Consider the following 19,549-nt stretch of genomic DNA (forward strand, 5'->3'; position numbering starts at 1 on the left):
GGTAGATAGGTTAGAAGTGGAAGTGTGGTGACACATGTAGCGGACTAATACTAATCGGTCGAGGACTTAACCACGAAGTGGTGTCCGGTGTAAAAGATTTAAATGATAATATTCAGTTTTGAGAGATCAAGCATTTCTCAGGTAAATAGTGTGGTGATGATGGCGCAGATGATACACCTGTTCCCATGCCGAACACAGAAGTTAAGCTCTGTAGCGCCGAAAGTAGTTGGGGGATCGCTCCCTGCGAGGATAGGACGTCGCCATGCACATTGAAATGGATGAAGTCGGAAGGTTTCGTCTTTTTCTATATAAAGTATAAGCAATTATACTTGACCTAATATCAAGTGTGGTGATGATGGCGCAGATGATACACCTGTTCCCATGCCGAACACAGAAGTTAAGCTCTGTAGCGCTGAAAGTAGTTGGGGGATCGCTCCCTGCGAGGATAAGACGTCGCCATGCTTCATATTATTCCGGCATAGCTCAGTTGGTAGAGCACCTGACTGTTAATCAGGTTGTCGACGGTTCGAGCCCGCCTGCCGGAGTTAAAAGGATTTAATCCTACAATTGCAAACCAGATGGAAATGTTAAACATTTCTGTCTGGTTTTTTGTTTATTAATAAAATAACCACAGCGATCAATTAATTAACTACTAAATGGTCGGACCCTCAGTTTAAAAAATGATATGGTAAAATAATTAATAACGGAATTTAGGGGGCGTAAGGATTTGAAGAAGATACGGGCATGGCTTAATGAATTACAAGAACAACCGGTAATTAAAACGTTTCTAACATATCTTAAACGAGCTGAATTAGGTCAAGCGAGTCCGATGGTAGCTTATTATAGTTTATTGGCACTCTTTCCGGCAATCATTGCCTTAGGGGCGATTTTACCGTATATTGGAATTAATATTAATGATACGATTAAATTGGTACAAACAGCTTTACCATCAAATATTAATACGGTTTTAATTCCGCTAATTGAAGCAGTCTTAAAACGCCAAAGTGTTAGCATTTTTTCTGTCGGGTTATTAGTGACACTATGGTCATTAAGTCAAGTTATTGCAATTTTTCGGACCCGCATTCAACGGATTTATGGTGAAAAAAAAGCTAAGTCACCGTGGCTGACGCGTTTAATTTCAATTGGCTGGATTATTGGCGTGATTATTGTCCAAACGGTGGTGATGTTTTTTATTGCTATTAGTAAACCCCTTTTGGATGAAGTCATTAATTTCTTCCCGGGGACAGCAGAGTTAATTAATATCATTCAAACAGCACAATGGCCGGTGGTGATTGTTGTCTTGTTACTGGGAGTCATGGTAATTAATTACGCGATGCCGGCCAAACGTCCCCACTGGCGTGCTTTGCTAGCAGGGAGTACAATTGAAGTTGCTGCTTTTTTAGCCTTAACGCAATTATTTGGGTTATATGTTAAAATTGCGGCCAATAAATACACATTTTATCAAGCCATTGGGAGTATCATTATCATGTTAATTTGGTTAAATTTGGTGGCAACAATTTCACTATTAGGGGCGGTGTTTGTAGCGACCTTTAATACGCTGTGGCAGCCCCAAGAGAGTCCGAGCCTGAATGCAGTAGATGATGACGATAAGTTAGCGCATAATCCACGCTGGGGGCTAACCCGCTGGAAACAGAAACACAGGAAAAGCTAAAGGAAAGCAAAGATTATGGAAGCAAATGAACAACACTACGAACAGTTGCGTGTTGATAAGGTAATTGCTGAAGTCAAGTTAAAGCAAGCCGCAATGACACAGCAATTAGTGCATGCCCATCAAGAAACACGGGCAGTTGAACGTAACTATAGTGACAATGCATCAGTTAATACTTTTGAAATTGATGATGCTAGTGAAACTAATGCTGAAATTCAACAACAGCGTCAATTGGTGGCGCGCGTTGTTGAAACTGAAACGATTTTAAAACGCCAATTAGATACCTTAGAGCAATTGGCACATAATCCATATTTTGGAAAAATTGAAATTCAAGATGAGCCAAGTGTACCAACTGAGCAACTATACATTGGGACATCATCATTACAAGGACCAGATGATGATTTTTTGATTTATGATTGGCGAGCCCCCATTGCAGCTATTTATTACAATGGGACGTTGGGGCATGTGAAATTTAGTACGCCAAGTGGTTCTCAAGAAACTGAATTACTCAACAAACGGCAATTTACGATTGAAGATGGCCATATTACCAATATGTTTGACACTAATGAAACAGTTGGCGATGAAATGCTCCAATATGCATTAGGGCAACAAAACGATGAATACATGCAAAATATCGTTGCAACAATTCAAGCGGAGCAAAATGATATTATTCGCGATACGCAACATGATTTACTTGTTGTTCAAGGAGTCGCGGGCTCTGGGAAAACCTCGGCTATTTTACAACGCATTGCCTTTTTGCTCTACCATGCTCGAGCTGAATTAAGTGCTGATCAAATATTACTATTCTCACCAAATAAATTGTTTAGCAACTATATTGCTGAGGTCTTACCAAGTTTGGGTGAGCGCAACATGCGGCAAGTAACGTTGACAGATTTTTTGTCGGCTCGCTTGGAAGGGTTAAAAGTCCAAACCTTATTTGAACGTTATGAAGCCCAGCAAATCCAGCTTCCAACACAAGCCATTCGCACAACTATGGGTTCATTGTCCTTTATGCAAGCTTTAGCACGCTACGTTGCTAATTTAGATGAGCAAACAATTGAATTTGCAGATGTGTATTTAGTTGATGAAGTAATATTTTCGGCTTATCATACGCAATTAATTTATAGTCGCCAACCAGCCAATGCAAGTGTGGGGGCCAAAATGTTGGCAACTAAAAATCAGTTAATCAAAGAGTTAAAACGTAAAGCAGCCCATGCACTAGAGGCAGCTTGGGTTAGTGATGCAATCAATGGTATGAGTACCGAAGAATACGAACAACTTATTGGCATTGGCAAGCGTGATGAATTTAGTAGTGCTGAAGCTGAAAGTGAATACGCAGCGGCTAAATTTGTAGAACGCTATTACCAAGGGGTTTATGATGCATTGTTTAATGATTATTATCTTGATGTATATACCCAATTTACCAATTTTTTGACTGAGTATGGTGCCAATACTAAGGAACCGGAATTGTGGGAATTAAAGGCCCAACAGTTCCAAACGGCCCTTGAATATCACCAAATATTGCTTGATGATGCGACGCCATTTATGTACTTACGTGATCTATTAACCAATAGTGGTCGTAACCGGCAAATTCAACATTTGTTTGTTGATGAAATGCAAGATTACACGATGGCTCAAATGGTGTATTTCAAACATGCCTTTCCACAAGCTCAATTTACGATTTTAGGTGATAACCAGCAAGCGTTATTTGCTGATGTTACAGCGGTCAATGAATTTTATACGAACTTACAAACGGCCTTTGCGGCTAAGCATGCTAAACTGGTGACTTTAAATAAAAGTTATCGTTCAACCCAAGAAATCACAGCCTTTGGGAAAGCATTACTACCAGCCGATAATCATATTGAAGCATTCACCCGCAAAGGGCACTTGCCTCGCGTAATTATGACAGCTGATGAAGCTAGTTCAGTCCAATACTTAACGCTGCACTTACCTAAATTATTAAATGAATATGGTACGGTGGCAATTTTAACCAAAACAATGCCTGCTGCCACGCGGATTGCCCAAATATTACGGCGGCATTTACCGGTAACAACCTTAACGGCCACTGATCGAGCAGTACCAAAAGGGGTGATTGCCTTACCTATTTACTTAGCTAAAGGGTTAGAATTTGATTGTGCAATCGCATATGATGTTTCAGCTACAACCTATGCGACCGCTAATGATGCGGCAATTTTATACACGGTTGCTACACGAGCAATGCATGATTTATTATTGATTACAAATGGTCAACCAGCCCCAATGTTAACCACAATTGAGCAAGCGTTATATGAAAAAATCGTACCAACAACAGAGTTATGAGGAGAATAGCTAATGGCAGAAATTAAATTAATTTGTTTTGATTTGGATGGCACATTATTGACGAGTCAAAAAGAGATTGCACCACGTACGGCACAAGTTATCCGTGAATTACATGCTGCGGGGATTCATATTGCAATTGCAACTGGACGACCAATTGCCGCCATTGGTAAATTTATTGATCAATTAGGGCTTACTGGTGCAAATGATTTTTCATTAACGTTCAACGGGGCATTAGTACTAAATAATGCATCCCAGGAGCCAATTTTTAAATTAGCAACCAATAAAGCTGCCATCACGCCATTGTATGAATGGGCGATGGCTAATGGGTACCCGTTGGATGTGTTGGATTTTAAGCAAAATTGGCAAATCAGTGGGATTGGACACTCTGATTATGCAAGTGTCTTACGAGCACCATTATTGTTTGAGATTACTAATTTTGCTAGTTTACCAGAGCAGCCATATGCCAAAGCAGTAATGGCAACGAGTAAAGAACGCTTAGATGCGATTAGCACGTTGATGCCAGCTGATTTACAAGCCCAATATCATATGGTGCGCTCACAACCCAAAATTTTGGAATTTTTACAGCCAACACTAGATAAAAGGGTAGGTGTGCAAGCATTGGCCAAACATTATGGTTTAACGGCTGAAAATGTGATGGTTTTTGGGGATGCTGAAAATGATCTGGGAATGTTTGAATATGCTGGGACCCCAGTTGCAATGCTGAATGGTTCCGATGATGTTAAAGCACTTGCGGCTTATACAACTCCGTGCTCAAATGATGAGGATGGGATTGGCAAATTTTTGGAACGGTACTTTGGCTAGATAGTGCGACACGAGGCGTCCAACCACCGGGATATGCTAGCAAGGTGGCACATTTTGGCTCTACTGGTGCAAAATATTTTTACAATTTCTCGCTACAATTAAATTTAAAAAATATGCTTAGTGCACATGCGCTAAGCATATTTTTGTTTCACTCACTTTCATTGTAAAAAACGACCTTATTGCGATTTAAAAAAGCTTATGAATAGGTTAATAGTTTGCTATTTCCTTAATTCTCGTTATAATGGGCTTGTAGAGTCACGCACAATGCCACCAGAATTAGGGGGATGACAATTATGGACGATGCAATACCGAGAAGTAGTGTTATTGAGATGTTAGTACAGAATCAATTAGCTGAAGAGACAATCCACATTATTGAAGCTACAATTGGGCATAAGCAATTTATGGTTGCTTTTTCAAACCGTGGAGTTGCCATGTTACGATTGGATACAAATGAGATGCTAACAGGGGAAATTCGTTTTTTACCAGCACAAGATATTGAAGAATTACAATTTTCACAAGGCTGGATGAACTTTAAAATGTTTATTAAATCATTTGGCGGCCGGCGGATTAAACTAAATATAAAACGCCGCCAAGCTAAATACCCCCAACAAGAGCCGGAGTTTAATGCCATTATTGCACACTATCAACCAGGATATTAAAACAACAGTGGGTCAATTATGAGATTTTATTCCATTAATTGATTAATGTATAAGATAATATGACTATGGTTTTTCATCATTTGCCGATGATAATATATAAAATTATGCCATACCTTACATTAAAAAAAGCCATTCATTTGAATGGCTTTTTTTTTGCAAAATTACTAACAATAAAAATGTGATTAGAATATTTGAATCTTATACTCAATATCGCTTGAGTTTCATCACACTACTTAGAGATTAGTCAATTACAACTTTAGTGTTAAATTTAATGTTTTGGTAGAACCATTTTGAATCAGCCATTGTTAAGTGCACACAACCATGTGATGATTCTGACTTACCTTGGGCATCAGCAGCTTCTTGGATTACATTACCAGCTTTGTCAACCGGAACTGAGTGGAACAAGTATAGACCGTGGCCTTTAAATGATACCCAGTCGTAGGCGCCTTCTTTAACATTTGGGGCATAGAAGTAGTGACCACGTTCGGCTTGAATGTAGAAAGTTCCTTTAGGGGTACCCCAACCCTTGGCCGTTTCACCAGTTGAAGCATACATTGTATAAAGAACTTTGTCACCATCCATTAAGTAAACCCGTTGTTCTTTAAGTGAAACGTGAATCCACATGTTAGGGTGCTCAGCAACATTTGGGTAAGGGATGGTTTCAGAAGATAATCGCCAGTCAATTGGCTTACGCATATTAGATACTTCAACTGGCTTTGCGGCAGCTTTTTTATTAGTAGTAGCGGTAGTTTTAGGTTGGCTACTTTTTGCAGCATCAGCTGATGCAGTATCGTTTTTGGCAAATGCCTTAGTAGCAGCAAAGCCACCACCGATAAGAACGATTAATGCTCCTAAACCAAGGAGTGTTTTTTTGAATTTCATAAATTGAACCTCGTATTGATTTTATTTTGATGAAAAATTATTCTCTGAGTTAAGATAAAATAGTTTTCATCAGTTGTCATTGCTAATTAATATTAGCTCATATTAAACTAAAACGGCTAAATGTTTCATAATTGACGCATTAAAAGCAATTTTTATTAAGTTTTTATTATGGGTAGTACTAAAATATAAAGGCTTTAACCTAAATTTTATCTTAGCTACATATAATCAGCCTATTGATTATCGATCACAATAAAGTTAGGAGTGCGTATGGGTGAGTATTTTGGAGCAACAGTCAAAAAGGTACGTGAGGACAAAGGCTTTTTAATGAAGGAAATCTATAATGATATTTTGCCACGTTCTACAGCATATCGCTTTGAAAAAGATAGTGCAAATATTACTTTTAGTCAATTGCGTGAAATATTACGGCGCTTAAATATTGTTAGTTTGGATGAATTTGCATTCTTACGCCGAAGTATTTTTAAAAATACTTCATCTGATGACGAGCTAATAGTTGAATATGAAGCTGTAGTGGCGGCACGGACTAATAATTTAATTGATGCTGCTGATCTATCGCTGGCTTTTTATCAACGTTATCAAGCTAGTTCCAATGAACAAGCTAAATACTATGCCTATCTAATTCATATTGACTATTTAATAACAAATTTACAATTTACAGAGCACCAATTGAATCAACTCCCCCAATATGAGCACGAATTTGAATATGTGCAACAACGTCTCATGATGGTTAGTGAATGGACGATGACGGAATTGGAAGCTTTTCCTCTAATCAGCTGGTATTTTAATGATGTAGTTAAGCAAGTTTTATACCGTAAGTTTAAGCTTAACTTTAAGCGCTATGCGACCTTTTATGATGATGAAGGTTGGGAAACAAAATATAGTAAGCTATTATTGTATTATTTCATTGGCCAGATTTATGTGCAAAATTATGCAGAACTGGTAAATAACCTACAGGATCTAGACCAATTATATGAAGTAAATCAGCAATTACGGTTAAATAATACGTTAAATTATTGTCTCTATATCTTTGTCTGTGGAGCACGAGCAGCTTATCAACAAGATGCTATGATGACGCAAAGTTATTACAAGCAATTTGTGACGTTACAGCAAACAATTGCACCAGACTCCGCCGTTTTAAATTATTATCAACAATTCTTCAAGCGCTTAATAGCACAATTAAGATAAGAATAGCTAGATGGTATTTTTTGAATATCGGTAAAAATGTTACAATAGATACAGTTATGCAAATTTAAGCAAGCATCACTATACATGGACCAAAACCAATAGCAAATTCAATTAAGATGGTCTTAATTAATCCAGCTTAGTGCTTTTGTGATTTGGGAATTGGAAAAAATAGAGAGTAGGTGCAAACCGATGGAATACTTTGGCACCACAGTCAAAAAAATCCGCGAAGATAAAGGCTTTTTAAGTAAAGAGGTCTATGAAGGAATTTTGTCACGGTCAACAGCATACCGGTTTGAAAAAGATGCTGCCAATGTAACATTTAGCCAATTACGTGAGATTTTGAATCGACTTAATATCTTTAGTCTTGATGAATTTGTTTTTCTACGGCGAAGTTGGTTTAGTTCGTCAGAAGTTGAAGATGAATTATTCGTTGAATACAAAGCAATTATTTATGGGCGCACACCGCAGCGTTCACTTGCTTTTTATGAAAAGTATAAAAATGATGAACGCGATCAAGCTAAATATTATGCATACTTAGTCCATATTGATTATTTAATCAAAACCTTACGCTTTGAGGATGACATTATTAGCTTATTACCAATTTACAAAGAGGAGTTTAGCTATATTCAAAATCGATTATTAGGAATTGCTGAATGGACAATGGCTGAGTTAGAAGCCTTTCCAGTCGCCAGCTGGATTTTTGATAATACTGCAAAAAAGATATTGTATCGCCACTTTAAAAATAATTTTAAAAAATATCGTTCTTTTTATGAAATGAATATGTGGGAAAACAAATATATTAAGTTGCTACTATATTATTTCATAGGTCAAATCTACACAGGTGAATACCAAGAATTAGCGACCGATTTAAAAGATTTAGATGTCATGTACCAAAATAATAATTATTTAAAACTCAATGATTTACAAAACTACTGTTTATATTTATTTACTTGCGGGGTGCGCAGTGCTTCAATGTTAGATTTTACAGCAGCACAACAGTACTTAAGTCAATTTACTAAAATTCATCAAGCACTCGATGATGATCAATTATCAATTCTAAATTATTATCAACATTTCTTTGAACAACAGATTCAAAAATTCAAGGGCAATAGCTAAATTAAACTAACCCTAGAGAGTATATGCCAAAAGGCAGCCTAGATAATGAATGAAACCAAAAAAAGGTTGTGACATAACGCTTTTTGAATACAAAATTACTATCAAAACGTGCTCCAGAAGTCCGATATATTCGAAATACGACAAAATCCTCTATGAAGAATTTTCTCCATAGAGGATTTTTAGTGGATTTTTCGATAGCGTCCGACTTCTGTCACAGCTCCTTTTTGCGAATATATTTGTGGTAGCTATGGCACAAATAAGGTTTATCATGAAATACATTAAGTTAGTCGATGACTACTTTGGTATCGTATTTAATATTATCATGGAACCACTTGGCATCTGGAACAGATAAACGGATGCATCCATGGGAAGCTTCTTGTTTACCAAGTTTAGCAGCTTCACTAAGGATATATTGTCCATTCTCATAGATTGGTACGGAGTGGAATAAAAAGACTCCGTGATCCTTGAAGGATGTCCAGTTATAAGCACCACCTTGGGCAGTTGGGTTGTAGAAACTTAAACCACGCTCTTTTTGAATGTGGAAAGTCCCACGGGGGGTACCAGCACCAACACTTTCCATCCCGGTAGAGGCATACATCGTGTAGAGGACGGTATTACCAGTCATTAAGAAGACGCGTTGTTGTGGAATTGAAACGTGAATCCATAAGTTAGGGTACTTATTAACGTCTGGATAAGGCTTATCCTCTGATGATAGGCGCCAGTTAATTGGTGAGCGTAATTTGTTAGCTGTTTCGGCTGCAGTTGGGGTTGGATCAGTTTGAGGTGCAGCCACTTTATCTGTTTTTGAAGCGGGGGTATCAGTAGCTGAATCTTTTTTAGCTTCGTTGGCCGTAGAACTAGCAGCCGCACTAGAACTAGCAGCCGCGGCTTTTTCTTTTTCTTTATCATTGCCTTGTTTAGCTGCTACTGATGATGACGAACTGGCCTTACTGCTACTAGTAGCTGAGTGAGCATCACTAGCCGATGTATTTAAATAAGTACGGCTAGCAAAAACACCACCACCAATCACTACTGCGACTGCAGCGACACCAAATCCAATTGATTTTAAGTTCATAATTATTCCCCCCCCACATAAAAGTATAATATTTCCTCATGTTAGCATAGGCTTGGTTCAATTAAAAATAATATGTTTAATAGCTATATATTAATGATACACCCAGATTAATGGATAACTGAATAATAAGCATCCTAATCCTAATAGAAAGCCTGCAAGAACATCACTTGCATAATGAACGCCTAGATAGACGCGTGAAATCCCGATAATTATAATTAAAGTCCCACCAATTAAAGTCCCAATTATAATATTAAGCAAGCTAAAGCCTAATAGTGGTTGCATCATAATTAAGGTTCCAAAAATAATCATGCTGCCACTAGAATGGCCACTCGGGAAGCTATAACCAAATGATTTGGCTAAGCGTGGAACGGCCGGCCGATGGCGATGAAAAATTAGTTTCAACAATGGATTTAAGACCACTGCGATGATAGTTACATTAATGCTCAGCCACCAAGCTAAAAGCTGATAGCCATTAAAATATAAATATAAAACGATAGCAGTGACGAAAATAATTAAATTGGGGATGCTACCGATACGATCAACGGCTTGAAAAAAACGCGTTGATTGACCAGTGCCGCGCCGTAAAAAATTAGTTACCCACATATCAGCTGGTAATAGGCGATGATGGCCGAATAATAACGTTGCCGCAATAATAGCAAAAAATAGAAATGCTAAGCTACCGAGTGTATAAAATAAATGGAAGTCGTTCACGTTTAATACCTCGTAATTAATTGGTTCTCTATATATTAAGCTTAACTTATTTAGCGGGGATACGCCAAATAAATACATCAAATCAGTTAAGTATTTTACGAATAATAAAATGACATTTTTTAAGCCAACCCCAATAATTTTTTCAAGATGTAAGTAGGACACTTACAAAAATCTAATGTATAATAGTACGGAACAGCAACTTTATTAATATCGTTGCCAAACCGTATCAAATCGCGGAAAGACCGTACTGGGTCATTTGTCAGTACAGGGAAGGAAAATTTTAAATGACAGATAATAACACATTCTACATTACGACACCAATCTATTATCCATCTGGCAAACTCCAATTGGGTAATTCATATACAACTGTTTTGGCCGATGCGGCCGCACGTTACAACCGCTTACTTGGTAAGGATACATACTTTTTAACCGGGACTGATGAACACGGTTTGAAGATTGAACAAAAAGCTGAAGCCTTGAACATGACGCCTAAAGCTTATGTGGATGGCATGGCCGACCAAATCAAAGAATTATGGAAATTGATGGATATCTCATATGATCAATTCATCCGCACGACTGATGACATTCATGAAAAAGCCGTTGCACAAATCTTTGAACAATTGTTAGCCCAAGGTGATATTTACAAGGGGGCGTATGAAGGTTGGTACTCAGTGTCTGATGAAGAATACTTCACAGAATCACAACTTGCCGAAGTTTACCGCGATGCTGAAGGTAATGTGACTGGTGGGAAGGCCCCATCTGGTCACGAAGTTGAACTAGTTAAAGAAGAATCTTACTTCTTTAAGATGAGCAAGTATGCTGACTGGTTGCTAGAATATTACCAAGCTCACCCTGAATTTATTCAACCAGAAGCACGGATGAATGAAATGATTAACAACTTTATCAAACCAGGGCTTGAAGACTTAGCGGTTACGCGCACTTCATTTACTTGGGGTGTGCCAGTACCATCAGATCCAAAACACGTTATCTATGTGTGGATTGATGCTTTGGCTAACTATATTACTGCCCTTGGTTACGACGGTGAAGACACTACTAACTTTGACAAATTCTGGCCTGCTAGTGTTCATTTAGTTGGTAAAGAAATTGTTCGTTTCCACACAATTTACTGGCCAATTATGCTTCACGCATTAGGCCTTGAATTGCCAAAAACTATTCTTGGTCATGGTTGGTTAGTCATGAAGGACGGTAAGATGTCTAAATCTAAAGGGAACGTAATTTACCCTGAAGTTTTAGTTGAACGTTATGGGCTTGATGCCGTGCGTTACTACTTACTTAAAGCAATGCCATTTGGTAATGATGGGGTCTTTACACCTGAAGATTTCATTGGTAAGTTGAACTACGACTTAGCTAATGACTTGGGGAACTTGCTTAACCGGACGGTAGCGATGATTAACAAGTATGAAGGTGGCGTTATTCCAGCCCTTAACAGTGGGGTTACTGAATTTGACGCTGACTTAGCCCAAACGGCTGCTGAGGTAATTGCGGAATTTAACGCCAACATGGTTGACATTAAAACAGCCGATGCGTTAAGTGCGGTGTGGAAATTAATCGCTCGGGCTAACAAGTACATTGATGAAACGGAACCATGGGTCTTAGCTAAGAATGATGATCGTGCTAAATTAGCCGATGTAATGGCACACTTAGCAGCTACATTGCGAATTGTCGCTATCTTATTACAACCATTCATGACACATGCACCAAAACAAATCTTTGCCCAACTTGGCTTGAACGCCGATGATATGCAAATTGCTAACTTGAACTTTGCTGACTTAGCCGCCGGTGCGACCGTGGTTAAGAAGGGTGAACCAATCTTCCCACGCCGTGATGCCAAGGAAGAAGAAGCCTTTATTGCTGGTTTATTAACTAAGTCAGATAAGAAGAAAGGACGTGCCGCAATGGAAGAAAACAAAACCGAAACACAACCAGTAGCTGATGATTGGAATCCTGCTGATACAGAAATGAACTCATCAAAAGATGCCCTTTTGGAATATGATGACTTTGATAAGGTTGAATTGAAAGTCGCTGAAATTATTGCAGTTGAAGAAGTGCCTAAGTCAGACAAATTACTTCAATTCCGCTTAAATGCCGGCGATAGTCAAGACCGTCAAATCTTGTCAGGTATCAAGAAGTGGTACCCTAACTACAGCGAACTTGTTGGTAAGAAAGTGGTGATTGTTGCGAACATGAAACCACGTAAGATGATGGGCCGCTTGTCACAAGGAATGATTCTTTCTGCTGAATACGACGGTGAAGTGCAATTGACGATTTTACCGGATAGCGTTGTGCCTGGATCAGGAGTGGAATAGAACAGAGTGCGAGAACAACCGGTAGTCAGTGAGCACTAACGAAAAACGATAAAATACGGGTTTGGTATTTTAATCGTTTTAAAGTTAGGCGGAACTGACTGGTTGTGCGAGCACGTCTTGGCTCTGCTGCCTAGAACACTGGTTCAAAAAGCAAACCATTGTTTGTTCCTAGTATGCTACGGTCGCTTAACGCCACTTGTCACACTCTGATTTTAAAACGTGTTCCAATGACTAAAAGTTTCCGTCTAGTCTATTTTTCCTCAGTAGCATAGTGCGCTACTAACGTAAAAATTTACTAGTACTCGACTTTTAACCGGTCATTGTCACACTCTGATTTTCACATTTCCACCCCAGACTCGTTTTGGAGTCTGGGGTGGTTTACTTATACTAACTAAACTACGCAAAATAATAAATAAAAAGGAGTTGTTCATGACATTCAACAGTTACGATACTCATACCCATTTGAATGACGATGCATTTTATAATGATTTACCAACCTATGTTAATCGTGCCCACGAACTTGGCGTTAACGAAATGAACATTGTTGGGTACGATGCAAAAGGTAATCAACGGGCATTAGAGATTGTTCACCAATTTTCTGGAATGCATGCTTTACTAGGCTTTCAACCTGAAAATGCCCCCGAATTTAATGCTAATGAGTTAGCAACCTTGAAGACACAATTAGCTGATCCCGCCGTCGTTGGGATTGGTGAAATTGGCCTTGATTATCACTGGGATACCCTAATTGATGCACAAATGAAAGCCTTTGCCGCGCAATTAAGCTTGGCGCGGGAATTAAATCTACCAGTCGCTATTCATGCACGTGATGCAATGGATGACGTCTATGCCATGCTAAAAGCTGCTGGTGTGGAACAATTTGGGGGCGTGATTCACAGTTTCACCGGGGATGCTGCCGATGCCCAACGCTTCTTGGACTTGGGGATGTACATTTCATTTAGTGGCATTGTGACGTTTAAGAATGCTAAGGATATTCAAGCCGCCGCACAAATTGTGCCCATTGATCGGCTGTTGGTTGAAACCGATGCACCGTTCTTAGCACCGACACCATACCGGGGTAAGCAAAACGAGCCCGGTTATGTGAAGTATGTTGTTGATAATTTGGCAAGCCAACTAAACATGGAACCTGCTGAATTAGCAGCCCAAACAACGGCCAATGCCCACCGGCTATGGAGAATTAAATAATGGCGACAATTAAAGAAGTGCTTGTCGTTGAGGGTAAAGATGATACGATTAATATCAAAAAAGCCCTTGATGTTGATACAATTGAAACAAATGGATCGGCTGTTTCACATGAAACACTTGCACAAATTCAAGAATTAGCTGCAAAACGTGGAGTGATTATTTTCACCGATCCCGATTTTAATGGTGAACGGATTCGCAAAATTGTTAGCGACGCTGTTCCCAACGCTAAGCATGCATTTATCAAACGCCAAGATGGGGTCCCTAAGAACACTGGTGGCAGCCTTGGGGTGGAACATGCTAGTAAAGAAGTTATTTTAGCAGCCTTGGAAAATATCTACACGGCGAGCGAAGATGCACCGCAATTAATTAGTCATAGTGACTTATTGGCTGCCAAATTAATTGGTGGCCCCCAAGCTCGTAAGAACCGCGAACTACTTGGAATGTATTTAAACATTGGCTATGTCAATGGTAAACAACTTATGAAACGGCTACACATGTTTCAAATCACTCGCGCTGACTTCCTTGAAGCAGTTGCCCGGATTCACGAAGGAGAATAAATCATGGCAGATTACCCAGATATCGCCACCCCTGTCCGCACGCAAGCTATTATGAACCAATATGGGATTGCGACGAAAAAGAGTCTTGGTCAAAACTTTTTGACTGACTTAAACATCTTACACAATATTGTTGCTGCCGCCGAATTAACGGCTACTGATAACGTGGTTGAAATTGGTCCCGGAATTGGGGCTTTAACGGAGCAACTCGCTAAAGTGGCCGGCAAAGTGTTAGCTTTTGAAATTGATGATCGCTTGATTCCAATTTTGGCCGATACTTTGAGCCCATATGACAACATCACGGTGTTACACAATGACATTTTGGATGTTAACTTACCAGCTACATTGAATGAACAATTTGGCACGGGAGCTCCTTTAAAATTGGTTGCTAACTTACCATATTACATCACCACGCCAATCTTGATGAACGTCTTGAAGAGTGGAGTCGCGTTTGACAATATCGTGGTTATGATGCAAAAGGAAGTTGCCGATCGCTTATCTGCTAAGCCGGGTACCAAGGATTACGGTTCGCTTTCAATTGTGGTGCAATACCGCATGAATGCAGAAGTGGCCTTTATTGTGCCCCGCACAGCCTTTATCCCGCAACCAAATGTCGATTCAGCAATTGTTAAATTAACGAAGCGTGAACCACTTGCAGTCTTGCCATATGACGAAAATGCCTTCTTTAAATTTGTGAAAGCTAGCTTCGTGCACCGGCGTAAGAGTTACTGGAATAACTTAACGGTCTACTTTGGTAAGGATGATGCAACCAAAGAAAAGATTACGGCCGCTTTGGCGCTTGCCAATGTTGATCCGAAAATTCGGGCAGAAAAATTGAGCCTCGAAACCTTTATTGAATTAACTAATGCATTCCACGAAGTTGGTCTGTTACAATAGGGTTAGTAAAGACCTTAAAAAACTTATTAAATTATAAAGAATGGAGGCGTTAAAATGGCGATTTTAGTACTCGGTGGGGCCGGCTACATTGGTTCACATATGGTTGATCGTTTAATCGAAAATGGGCGAGATGTAGTGGTAGTGGATAACTTAGTAACTGGTCACCGCCAAGCTGTACCGGCATCAGTACCATTTTACGAAGTTGATATCCGTGATAAAGCGGCATTATCAGCAGTGTTTGATCAAGAGGAAATTGAGGCGGTTGTCCATTTTGCAGCTTCATCAATTGTGCCTGAATCAATGGCTAATCCTTTGAAATATTTTGATAACAATACCGGTGGCATGATAACACTTCTTGAAGTAATGGAAGCACATAATGTTAAAAACATTGTCTTTTCATCAACGGCTGCCACTTATGGAGTGCCCGAACATTCACCAATTAAGGAAACTGATCCCCAAGTGCCAATTAATCCATATGGTGAATCAAAGCTCCAAATGGAACACATCATGCGTTGGGCAGATGTTGCTAACGGCACGAAATGGGTGGCCTTGCGTTACTTTAATGTGGCGGGGGCCAAAGCCGATGGTTCAATTGGTGAAGATCACAGTCCCGAAACGCATCTTGTACCAGTTATCTTGCAAGTAGCGGCTGGTCAACGTGAAAAAATCCAAATGTTTGGGGATGACTACAACACTCCCGATGGCTTTAATGTGCGGGATTACGTACACGTAGTTGACTTAGCAGATGCCCACATCTTAGCGTTGGATTACTTAGCTCAAGGTAATCCAAGTAATCAATTCAATCTAGGTTCATCAACTGGGTTCTCAGTTAAAGAAATGGTTGAAGCCGCGCGTGAAGCAACTGGTGAAACCATTCCAGCTGAAGTGGCGCCTCGTCGTGAAGGGGATCCGGATACTTTAATCGCCGCATCTGACAAAGCTCGAGATGTCTTAGGTTGGCAACCACAATATGATGATGTAAAAGAAATCATCAAAACAGCTTGGACATGGACTAAAGCACATCCTAATGGATACGATGATAAATAGCTAATGAAACGGGTGCTACAAGTTATTCCTTGATTTGTCAAGAAAAATGTGGTAAAATTTATTTATCTTGCACAAGGAAGGTGGTTGATTATGCCCAGTACATTAGCAAGTATCAAACAATCGCTCGACGCACATCGGGGAGAGACGATGACGATAGTCGCGCAAGCCGGCCGAAAAAAGGTTACCGAACGGACCGGTGTGCTCCGAGAAACATATCCTGCTGTATTTGTTGTTGACTATGATAAAACCCAAAGTGCGGTGGAAACCGTATCCTACAGTTACACAGATGTTTTAACGCAAAATATTGAATTAACTTTCAACGAATAAATTTCTGAATTAAGTTCTGTCTGGTGACAGGGCTTTTTTTTGTAGAGTGCAAAGGCCCCCCGGTAAGCACCGTAGCATACTAGCAAGCCACGCTTGATGAGCGCACTCATCAAGAAGTGGTCTTGCGTATATGCTTAGGTGCTTGGGGGGCACTTTGCACGTTTTGGCTCTACTGCCTAATACGCTTTTGGTATTTTAATTGTTTTAAAGTTAGGCGGAGGTGCTTGGGGGCACTTTGCACGTTTTGACTATACTGCCAAATAGGCGGAGCTATCTGAGCACCTGAATGCATTTTAACCATGTTGCCTGAAGCAAGATTGTGGCCGACCTTGGCTCTATACCGCCTTTAACGTGCACAACTAGTTGTCACATTCTGCATATTTTTGTATAATCGTTATTAACACAGACTAAAGGGGCTAGGATATGCAAATTGTTGAAAAAGCAGCAGCTAAAATTAACTTAAGCTTAGACACGCCTTTTAGTCATCCTGACGGTTCGCAAGAATGGGAGATGGTGATGGCTGCCGTTGATCTGGCTGATTATGTCACGATTACTACAATTCCTAAGCGGACAAAGATTGAGGTTCGAACGGATACCGGATTCTTACCTAATGATCGGCGTAACTTGGCCTTTCAAGCGGCACATATTCTCCAGACCCGCTTTCACGTGATGGAAGGGGTCAAAATTGAAATTGAAAAGCATATTCCGGTTGCTGCAGGCCTAGGTGGGGGGTCAAGTGATGCTGCCGCGGTTTTGCGTGGTTTAAACCGGCTTTGGGGGCTCGACTTAACATTAGCGCAATTAGCTGAAATTGGTCTAGCAATCGATGCGGACGTGCCATTTTGTGTCTATTCACAAACCGCATACGTTACTGGTAAAGGCGAGCGAATAAAACCACTACCTAAAATGCCGGCAGCTTGGGTGGTAATCGCTAAACCAACAATAAGCGTATCAACACCGGTAATTTTGCGCCAAATCGATTATAAACGTATTGGACATGTTAATACGCAAGCATTATTAGCCGGGGCGCAGCAACAAGATTGGCAGCAAGTATATCCATATATGAAAAATGTGCTTGAACCTATCACCTCCCATCATTATCCTGAAATTCTAGATATTAAAGAACGGATGCTCCAGTCTGGTGCGTGTGCTGCACAAATGAGTGGAACAGGGCCGACAGTTTTTGGGATTTGTGAGAAGCAAAGCCGTGCACAACGGGTGCTAAATTCGATTAAGGGCTTTTGCAAAGAAGTCTATATTGTGCGGACATTAGGTTAGGCATTATTGTGAAATAGAAAAAAAGACTGAATTTCTAAAAAATTCAGTCTTTTTTGTATGTTTTACGCGTTAGCTGGATGCCTTTTCTAACAATCGCCTTTTGTGATAATAAAAGCAATGTATAATGATAAGTAATTAGAGCAGTGATATAGGTTTATGTATAAAAATACAATTAATCTATAAAAATATACATAAAAAACGAATTATACATTTTATAAGATAACAAATTAAATATAATCTAGACTTATAATTTTTAAAAAATAGATATAATTAAAGTTAAAAATTAATATTGTATAACTAAAAAATAAAAATAAATATAAAATATTTATTGCCGTTTGATAAAGTTCAAAAAAATAATTTGAATAATTTTTTGTATAGAATGCATAAATTTATTGTTTTATAGACTAAAAAAGCTTAAAATAAATAGCATCGTGTAAAAGAGTTATTGAGCAAACAATATGTACGTGTCTCAGAAAATATAATTGCATTATTGTTAGGCAATTAATTATCCTCAGAAAGGAGTATATATGATTCGGCAACAGCGCATCAAATTAAACCGTTCAAACCAAAAATGGCTAAAGGTTGCCGTTACTAGTTTTGCAGTACTTGCTAGTATTACTACAGTTGATATTAGAATTGAAAATGAAACTTTAGTCAGAGTCCAAATTCCAACTGTTGATGCAAGTAAAATAAAAAGTAATAAGCGTAGTCTACAACGCCAGGTTGATTGTGCTCATAATTTCCGTGAAGCAGCCTATACAACCACAAGTTATCAAGAATTAACACATGAGTTGACGATAGCTGAGGGGATTCTGGCTATGGATAATGTTAGTCAGAAAACGATTAATAATGCTGTCAAAAAATTACGTAAAGCGATTGTAAATTTAGTTGACAAAAAAGATGATCCAACCTTCTTAGAAGAACAATTAACTACCGTCGTTGCTAATCCAACGACGGTGGCACAAATGCGACACAATATCTATATTGGTAATTTAGTTTTTAGAAGTGATGGGGCAACCGCAAGTCAACGCCAGCTTGCTTATCAACTTATTTATCAAAACTCAGTTGCAAGATTAAATTTACACATTACACAAACAACGATGTAAGCAAAACTTGAAGATAACTAGTTTTAGTAGTAATTTGCAGCTAAAACTTATTTCAAAAGGCCGATATATTCCAAATACAACAGATACCTCGCTGAAGAATTTTTCAGCGAGGTATTTTAGTATATTGCGCAATATTACGTGTTTTTTGTAAACCTGCTAAAGGTGAGATAAACACCTTATAAGGCTGGCTAATACCTTGATACTATTGACTTTTCACCACTTTCTGATTTTCCGCTGCCGGTTAAACCAATAGTGGATAATCCAGTACTGGAAAACCGGCCACTAATAAATACTAATAAAACAAATACTAAATATAATAAATACTAAATTAAACAAACACCAAACACACCCGAG

At 39.1% G+C, this 19,549-nt stretch carries 17 protein-coding genes, 1 tRNA gene and 2 rRNA genes; 17 read left to right on the forward strand and 3 right to left on the reverse strand.

The genetic code is table 11. The features are described from left to right. Positions 1 to 149 precede the first annotated feature (149 nt). The 7 genes from rrf (HF964_RS03005) (at position 150) to HF964_RS03035 (ending at position 5,469) form a co-directional block, all read left to right on the forward strand. Positions 150 to 266 (forward strand): 5S ribosomal RNA (gene rrf / locus HF964_RS03005). 79 nt (positions 267 to 345) lie between these two features. Further along, a 5S ribosomal RNA gene (rrf, locus tag HF964_RS03010) occupies positions 346 to 462 on the forward strand. A 10-nt stretch (positions 463 to 472) separates the two neighbouring features. After that, positions 473 to 545 (forward strand) — tRNA-Asn (locus tag HF964_RS03015). 182 nt (positions 546 to 727) lie between these two features. Continuing rightward, positions 728 to 1,672 carry a YihY/virulence factor BrkB family protein gene (locus HF964_RS03020; protein ID WP_168721580.1) on the forward strand — a complete coding sequence of 315 codons (945 nt, stop codon included), beginning with the start codon at positions 728 to 730 and terminating at the stop codon, positions 1,670 to 1,672. Positions 1,673 to 1,687: 15 nt separating this feature from the next. After that, positions 1,688 to 3,988 (forward strand): RNA polymerase recycling motor HelD, encoded by a 2,301-nt coding sequence (gene helD / locus HF964_RS03025; protein WP_168721581.1) that lies wholly within the window; start codon positions 1,688 to 1,690, stop codon positions 3,986 to 3,988. 12 nt (positions 3,989 to 4,000) lie between these two features. Then, positions 4,001 to 4,810 (forward strand): Cof-type HAD-IIB family hydrolase, encoded by an 810-nt coding sequence (locus HF964_RS03030; protein WP_168721582.1) that lies wholly within the window; start codon positions 4,001 to 4,003, stop codon positions 4,808 to 4,810. Between the two features lie 293 nt (positions 4,811 to 5,103). After that, positions 5,104 to 5,469 carry a hypothetical protein gene (locus HF964_RS03035; RefSeq protein ID WP_168721583.1) on the forward strand — a complete coding sequence of 122 codons (366 nt, stop codon included), beginning with the start codon at positions 5,104 to 5,106 and terminating at the stop codon, positions 5,467 to 5,469. 240 nt (positions 5,470 to 5,709) lie between these two features. Here the strand turns inward: HF964_RS03035 and HF964_RS03040 are convergent, their stop codons facing one another. Continuing rightward, positions 5,710 to 6,351, reverse strand: a complete 642-nt coding sequence (locus HF964_RS03040; protein ID WP_168721584.1) for a L,D-transpeptidase — start codon at positions 6,349 to 6,351, stop codon at positions 5,710 to 5,712. Positions 6,352 to 6,618: 267 nt separating this feature from the next. Between HF964_RS03040 and HF964_RS03045 the strand changes: the two genes are divergently transcribed. Together HF964_RS03045 and HF964_RS03050 are read left to right on the forward strand one after the other, a co-directional pair. Continuing rightward, positions 6,619 to 7,554 carry a helix-turn-helix domain-containing protein gene (locus HF964_RS03045; RefSeq protein ID WP_168721585.1) on the forward strand — a complete coding sequence of 312 codons (936 nt, stop codon included), beginning with the start codon at positions 6,619 to 6,621 and terminating at the stop codon, positions 7,552 to 7,554. A gap of 189 nt (positions 7,555 to 7,743) precedes the next feature. After that, positions 7,744 to 8,670 (forward strand): helix-turn-helix domain-containing protein, encoded by a 927-nt coding sequence (locus HF964_RS03050; RefSeq protein WP_168721586.1) that lies wholly within the window; start codon positions 7,744 to 7,746, stop codon positions 8,668 to 8,670. A 283-nt stretch (positions 8,671 to 8,953) separates the two neighbouring features. Here HF964_RS03050 and HF964_RS03055 read toward each other — a convergent pair whose 3' ends face one another. Together HF964_RS03055 and HF964_RS03060 are read right to left on the reverse strand one after the other, a co-directional pair. Continuing rightward, entirely contained in the window at positions 8,954 to 9,745 is a 792-nt protein-coding gene (locus HF964_RS03055) for a L,D-transpeptidase (RefSeq protein ID WP_168721587.1), read from the reverse strand. Between the two features lie 90 nt (positions 9,746 to 9,835). Beyond that, positions 9,836 to 10,456, reverse strand: a complete 621-nt coding sequence (locus HF964_RS03060) for a phosphatase PAP2 family protein (RefSeq protein ID WP_168721588.1) — start codon at positions 10,454 to 10,456, stop codon at positions 9,836 to 9,838. A gap of 284 nt (positions 10,457 to 10,740) precedes the next feature. Between HF964_RS03060 and metG the strand changes: the two genes are divergently transcribed. From metG to HF964_RS03100, 8 genes are all read left to right on the forward strand, one after another. Further along, positions 10,741 to 12,783: a methionine--tRNA ligase gene (gene metG / locus HF964_RS03065; protein WP_168721589.1), complete on the forward strand. Its 2,043-nt coding sequence runs from the start codon at positions 10,741 to 10,743 to the stop codon at positions 12,781 to 12,783. A gap of 429 nt (positions 12,784 to 13,212) precedes the next feature. Further along, positions 13,213 to 13,986 carry a TatD family hydrolase gene (locus tag HF964_RS03070; RefSeq protein WP_168721590.1) on the forward strand — a complete coding sequence of 258 codons (774 nt, stop codon included), beginning with the start codon at positions 13,213 to 13,215 and terminating at the stop codon, positions 13,984 to 13,986. Further along, positions 13,986 to 14,543 (forward strand): ribonuclease M5, encoded by a 558-nt coding sequence (gene rnmV / locus HF964_RS03075; protein WP_168721591.1) that lies wholly within the window; start codon positions 13,986 to 13,988, stop codon positions 14,541 to 14,543. Before HF964_RS03070 ends, rnmV begins: the two co-directional genes overlap by 1 nt. A 3-nt stretch (positions 14,544 to 14,546) precedes the next feature. Then, positions 14,547 to 15,437, forward strand: a complete 891-nt coding sequence (gene rsmA / locus HF964_RS03080) for a 16S rRNA (adenine(1518)-N(6)/adenine(1519)-N(6))-dimethyltransferase RsmA (protein WP_168721592.1) — start codon at positions 14,547 to 14,549, stop codon at positions 15,435 to 15,437. Positions 15,438 to 15,491: 54 nt separating this feature from the next. Beyond that, positions 15,492 to 16,484 carry a UDP-glucose 4-epimerase GalE gene (gene galE, locus HF964_RS03085; protein ID WP_168721593.1) on the forward strand — a complete coding sequence of 331 codons (993 nt, stop codon included), beginning with the start codon at positions 15,492 to 15,494 and terminating at the stop codon, positions 16,482 to 16,484. A gap of 90 nt (positions 16,485 to 16,574) precedes the next feature. Further along, the gene (locus HF964_RS03090; RefSeq protein WP_168721594.1) at positions 16,575 to 16,811 is read left to right on the forward strand and encodes a Veg family protein; all 237 of its coding nucleotides are present in this window, start codon (positions 16,575 to 16,577) and stop codon (positions 16,809 to 16,811) included. A gap of 423 nt (positions 16,812 to 17,234) precedes the next feature. Next, on the forward strand, positions 17,235 to 18,089 hold the full coding sequence (ispE, locus tag HF964_RS03095) for a 4-(cytidine 5'-diphospho)-2-C-methyl-D-erythritol kinase (protein WP_168721595.1): 855 nt from the start codon (positions 17,235 to 17,237) through the stop codon (positions 18,087 to 18,089). A 527-nt stretch (positions 18,090 to 18,616) separates the two neighbouring features. Beyond that, entirely contained in the window at positions 18,617 to 19,195 is a 579-nt protein-coding gene (locus tag HF964_RS03100) for a hypothetical protein (protein ID WP_168721596.1), read from the forward strand. The last annotated feature ends 354 nt before the right edge of the window (positions 19,196 to 19,549 follow it).

It is taken from the genome of Periweissella fabalis, from assembly GCF_012396505.1.
GTDB classification, from domain to species: domain Bacteria; phylum Bacillota; class Bacilli; order Lactobacillales; family Lactobacillaceae; genus Periweissella; species Periweissella fabalis.

Excerpts from the sequence above, each read along its gene's own strand:
- HF964_RS03040 (WP_168721584.1), bottom strand. The coding sequence starts at position 6,351 with ATGAAATTCAAAAAAACACTCCTTGGTTTAGGAGCATTAATCGTTCTT.
- HF964_RS03030 (WP_168721582.1), top strand. The coding sequence starts at position 4,001 with ATGGCAGAAATTAAATTAATTTGTTTTGATTTGGATGGCACATTATTG.
- HF964_RS03055 (WP_168721587.1), bottom strand. The coding sequence starts at position 9,745 with ATGAACTTAAAATCAATTGGATTTGGTGTCGCTGCAGTCGCAGTAGTG.
- HF964_RS03045 (WP_168721585.1), top strand. The coding sequence starts at position 6,619 with ATGGGTGAGTATTTTGGAGCAACAGTCAAAAAGGTACGTGAGGACAAA.
- HF964_RS03070 (WP_168721590.1), top strand. The coding sequence starts at position 13,213 with ATGACATTCAACAGTTACGATACTCATACCCATTTGAATGACGATGCA.
- HF964_RS03035 (WP_168721583.1), top strand. The coding sequence starts at position 5,104 with ATGGACGATGCAATACCGAGAAGTAGTGTTATTGAGATGTTAGTACAG.
- galE (WP_168721593.1), top strand. The coding sequence starts at position 15,492 with ATGGCGATTTTAGTACTCGGTGGGGCCGGCTACATTGGTTCACATATG.
- rsmA (WP_168721592.1), top strand. The coding sequence starts at position 14,547 with ATGGCAGATTACCCAGATATCGCCACCCCTGTCCGCACGCAAGCTATT.
- HF964_RS03090 (WP_168721594.1), top strand. The coding sequence starts at position 16,575 with ATGCCCAGTACATTAGCAAGTATCAAACAATCGCTCGACGCACATCGG.
- metG (WP_168721589.1), top strand. The coding sequence starts at position 10,741 with ATGACAGATAATAACACATTCTACATTACGACACCAATCTATTATCCA.
- ispE (WP_168721595.1), top strand. The coding sequence starts at position 17,235 with ATGCAAATTGTTGAAAAAGCAGCAGCTAAAATTAACTTAAGCTTAGAC.
- rnmV (WP_168721591.1), top strand. The coding sequence starts at position 13,986 with ATGGCGACAATTAAAGAAGTGCTTGTCGTTGAGGGTAAAGATGATACG.
- helD (WP_168721581.1), top strand. The coding sequence starts at position 1,688 with ATGGAAGCAAATGAACAACACTACGAACAGTTGCGTGTTGATAAGGTA.
- HF964_RS03100 (WP_168721596.1), top strand. The coding sequence starts at position 18,617 with ATGATTCGGCAACAGCGCATCAAATTAAACCGTTCAAACCAAAAATGG.
- HF964_RS03050 (WP_168721586.1), top strand. The coding sequence starts at position 7,744 with ATGGAATACTTTGGCACCACAGTCAAAAAAATCCGCGAAGATAAAGGC.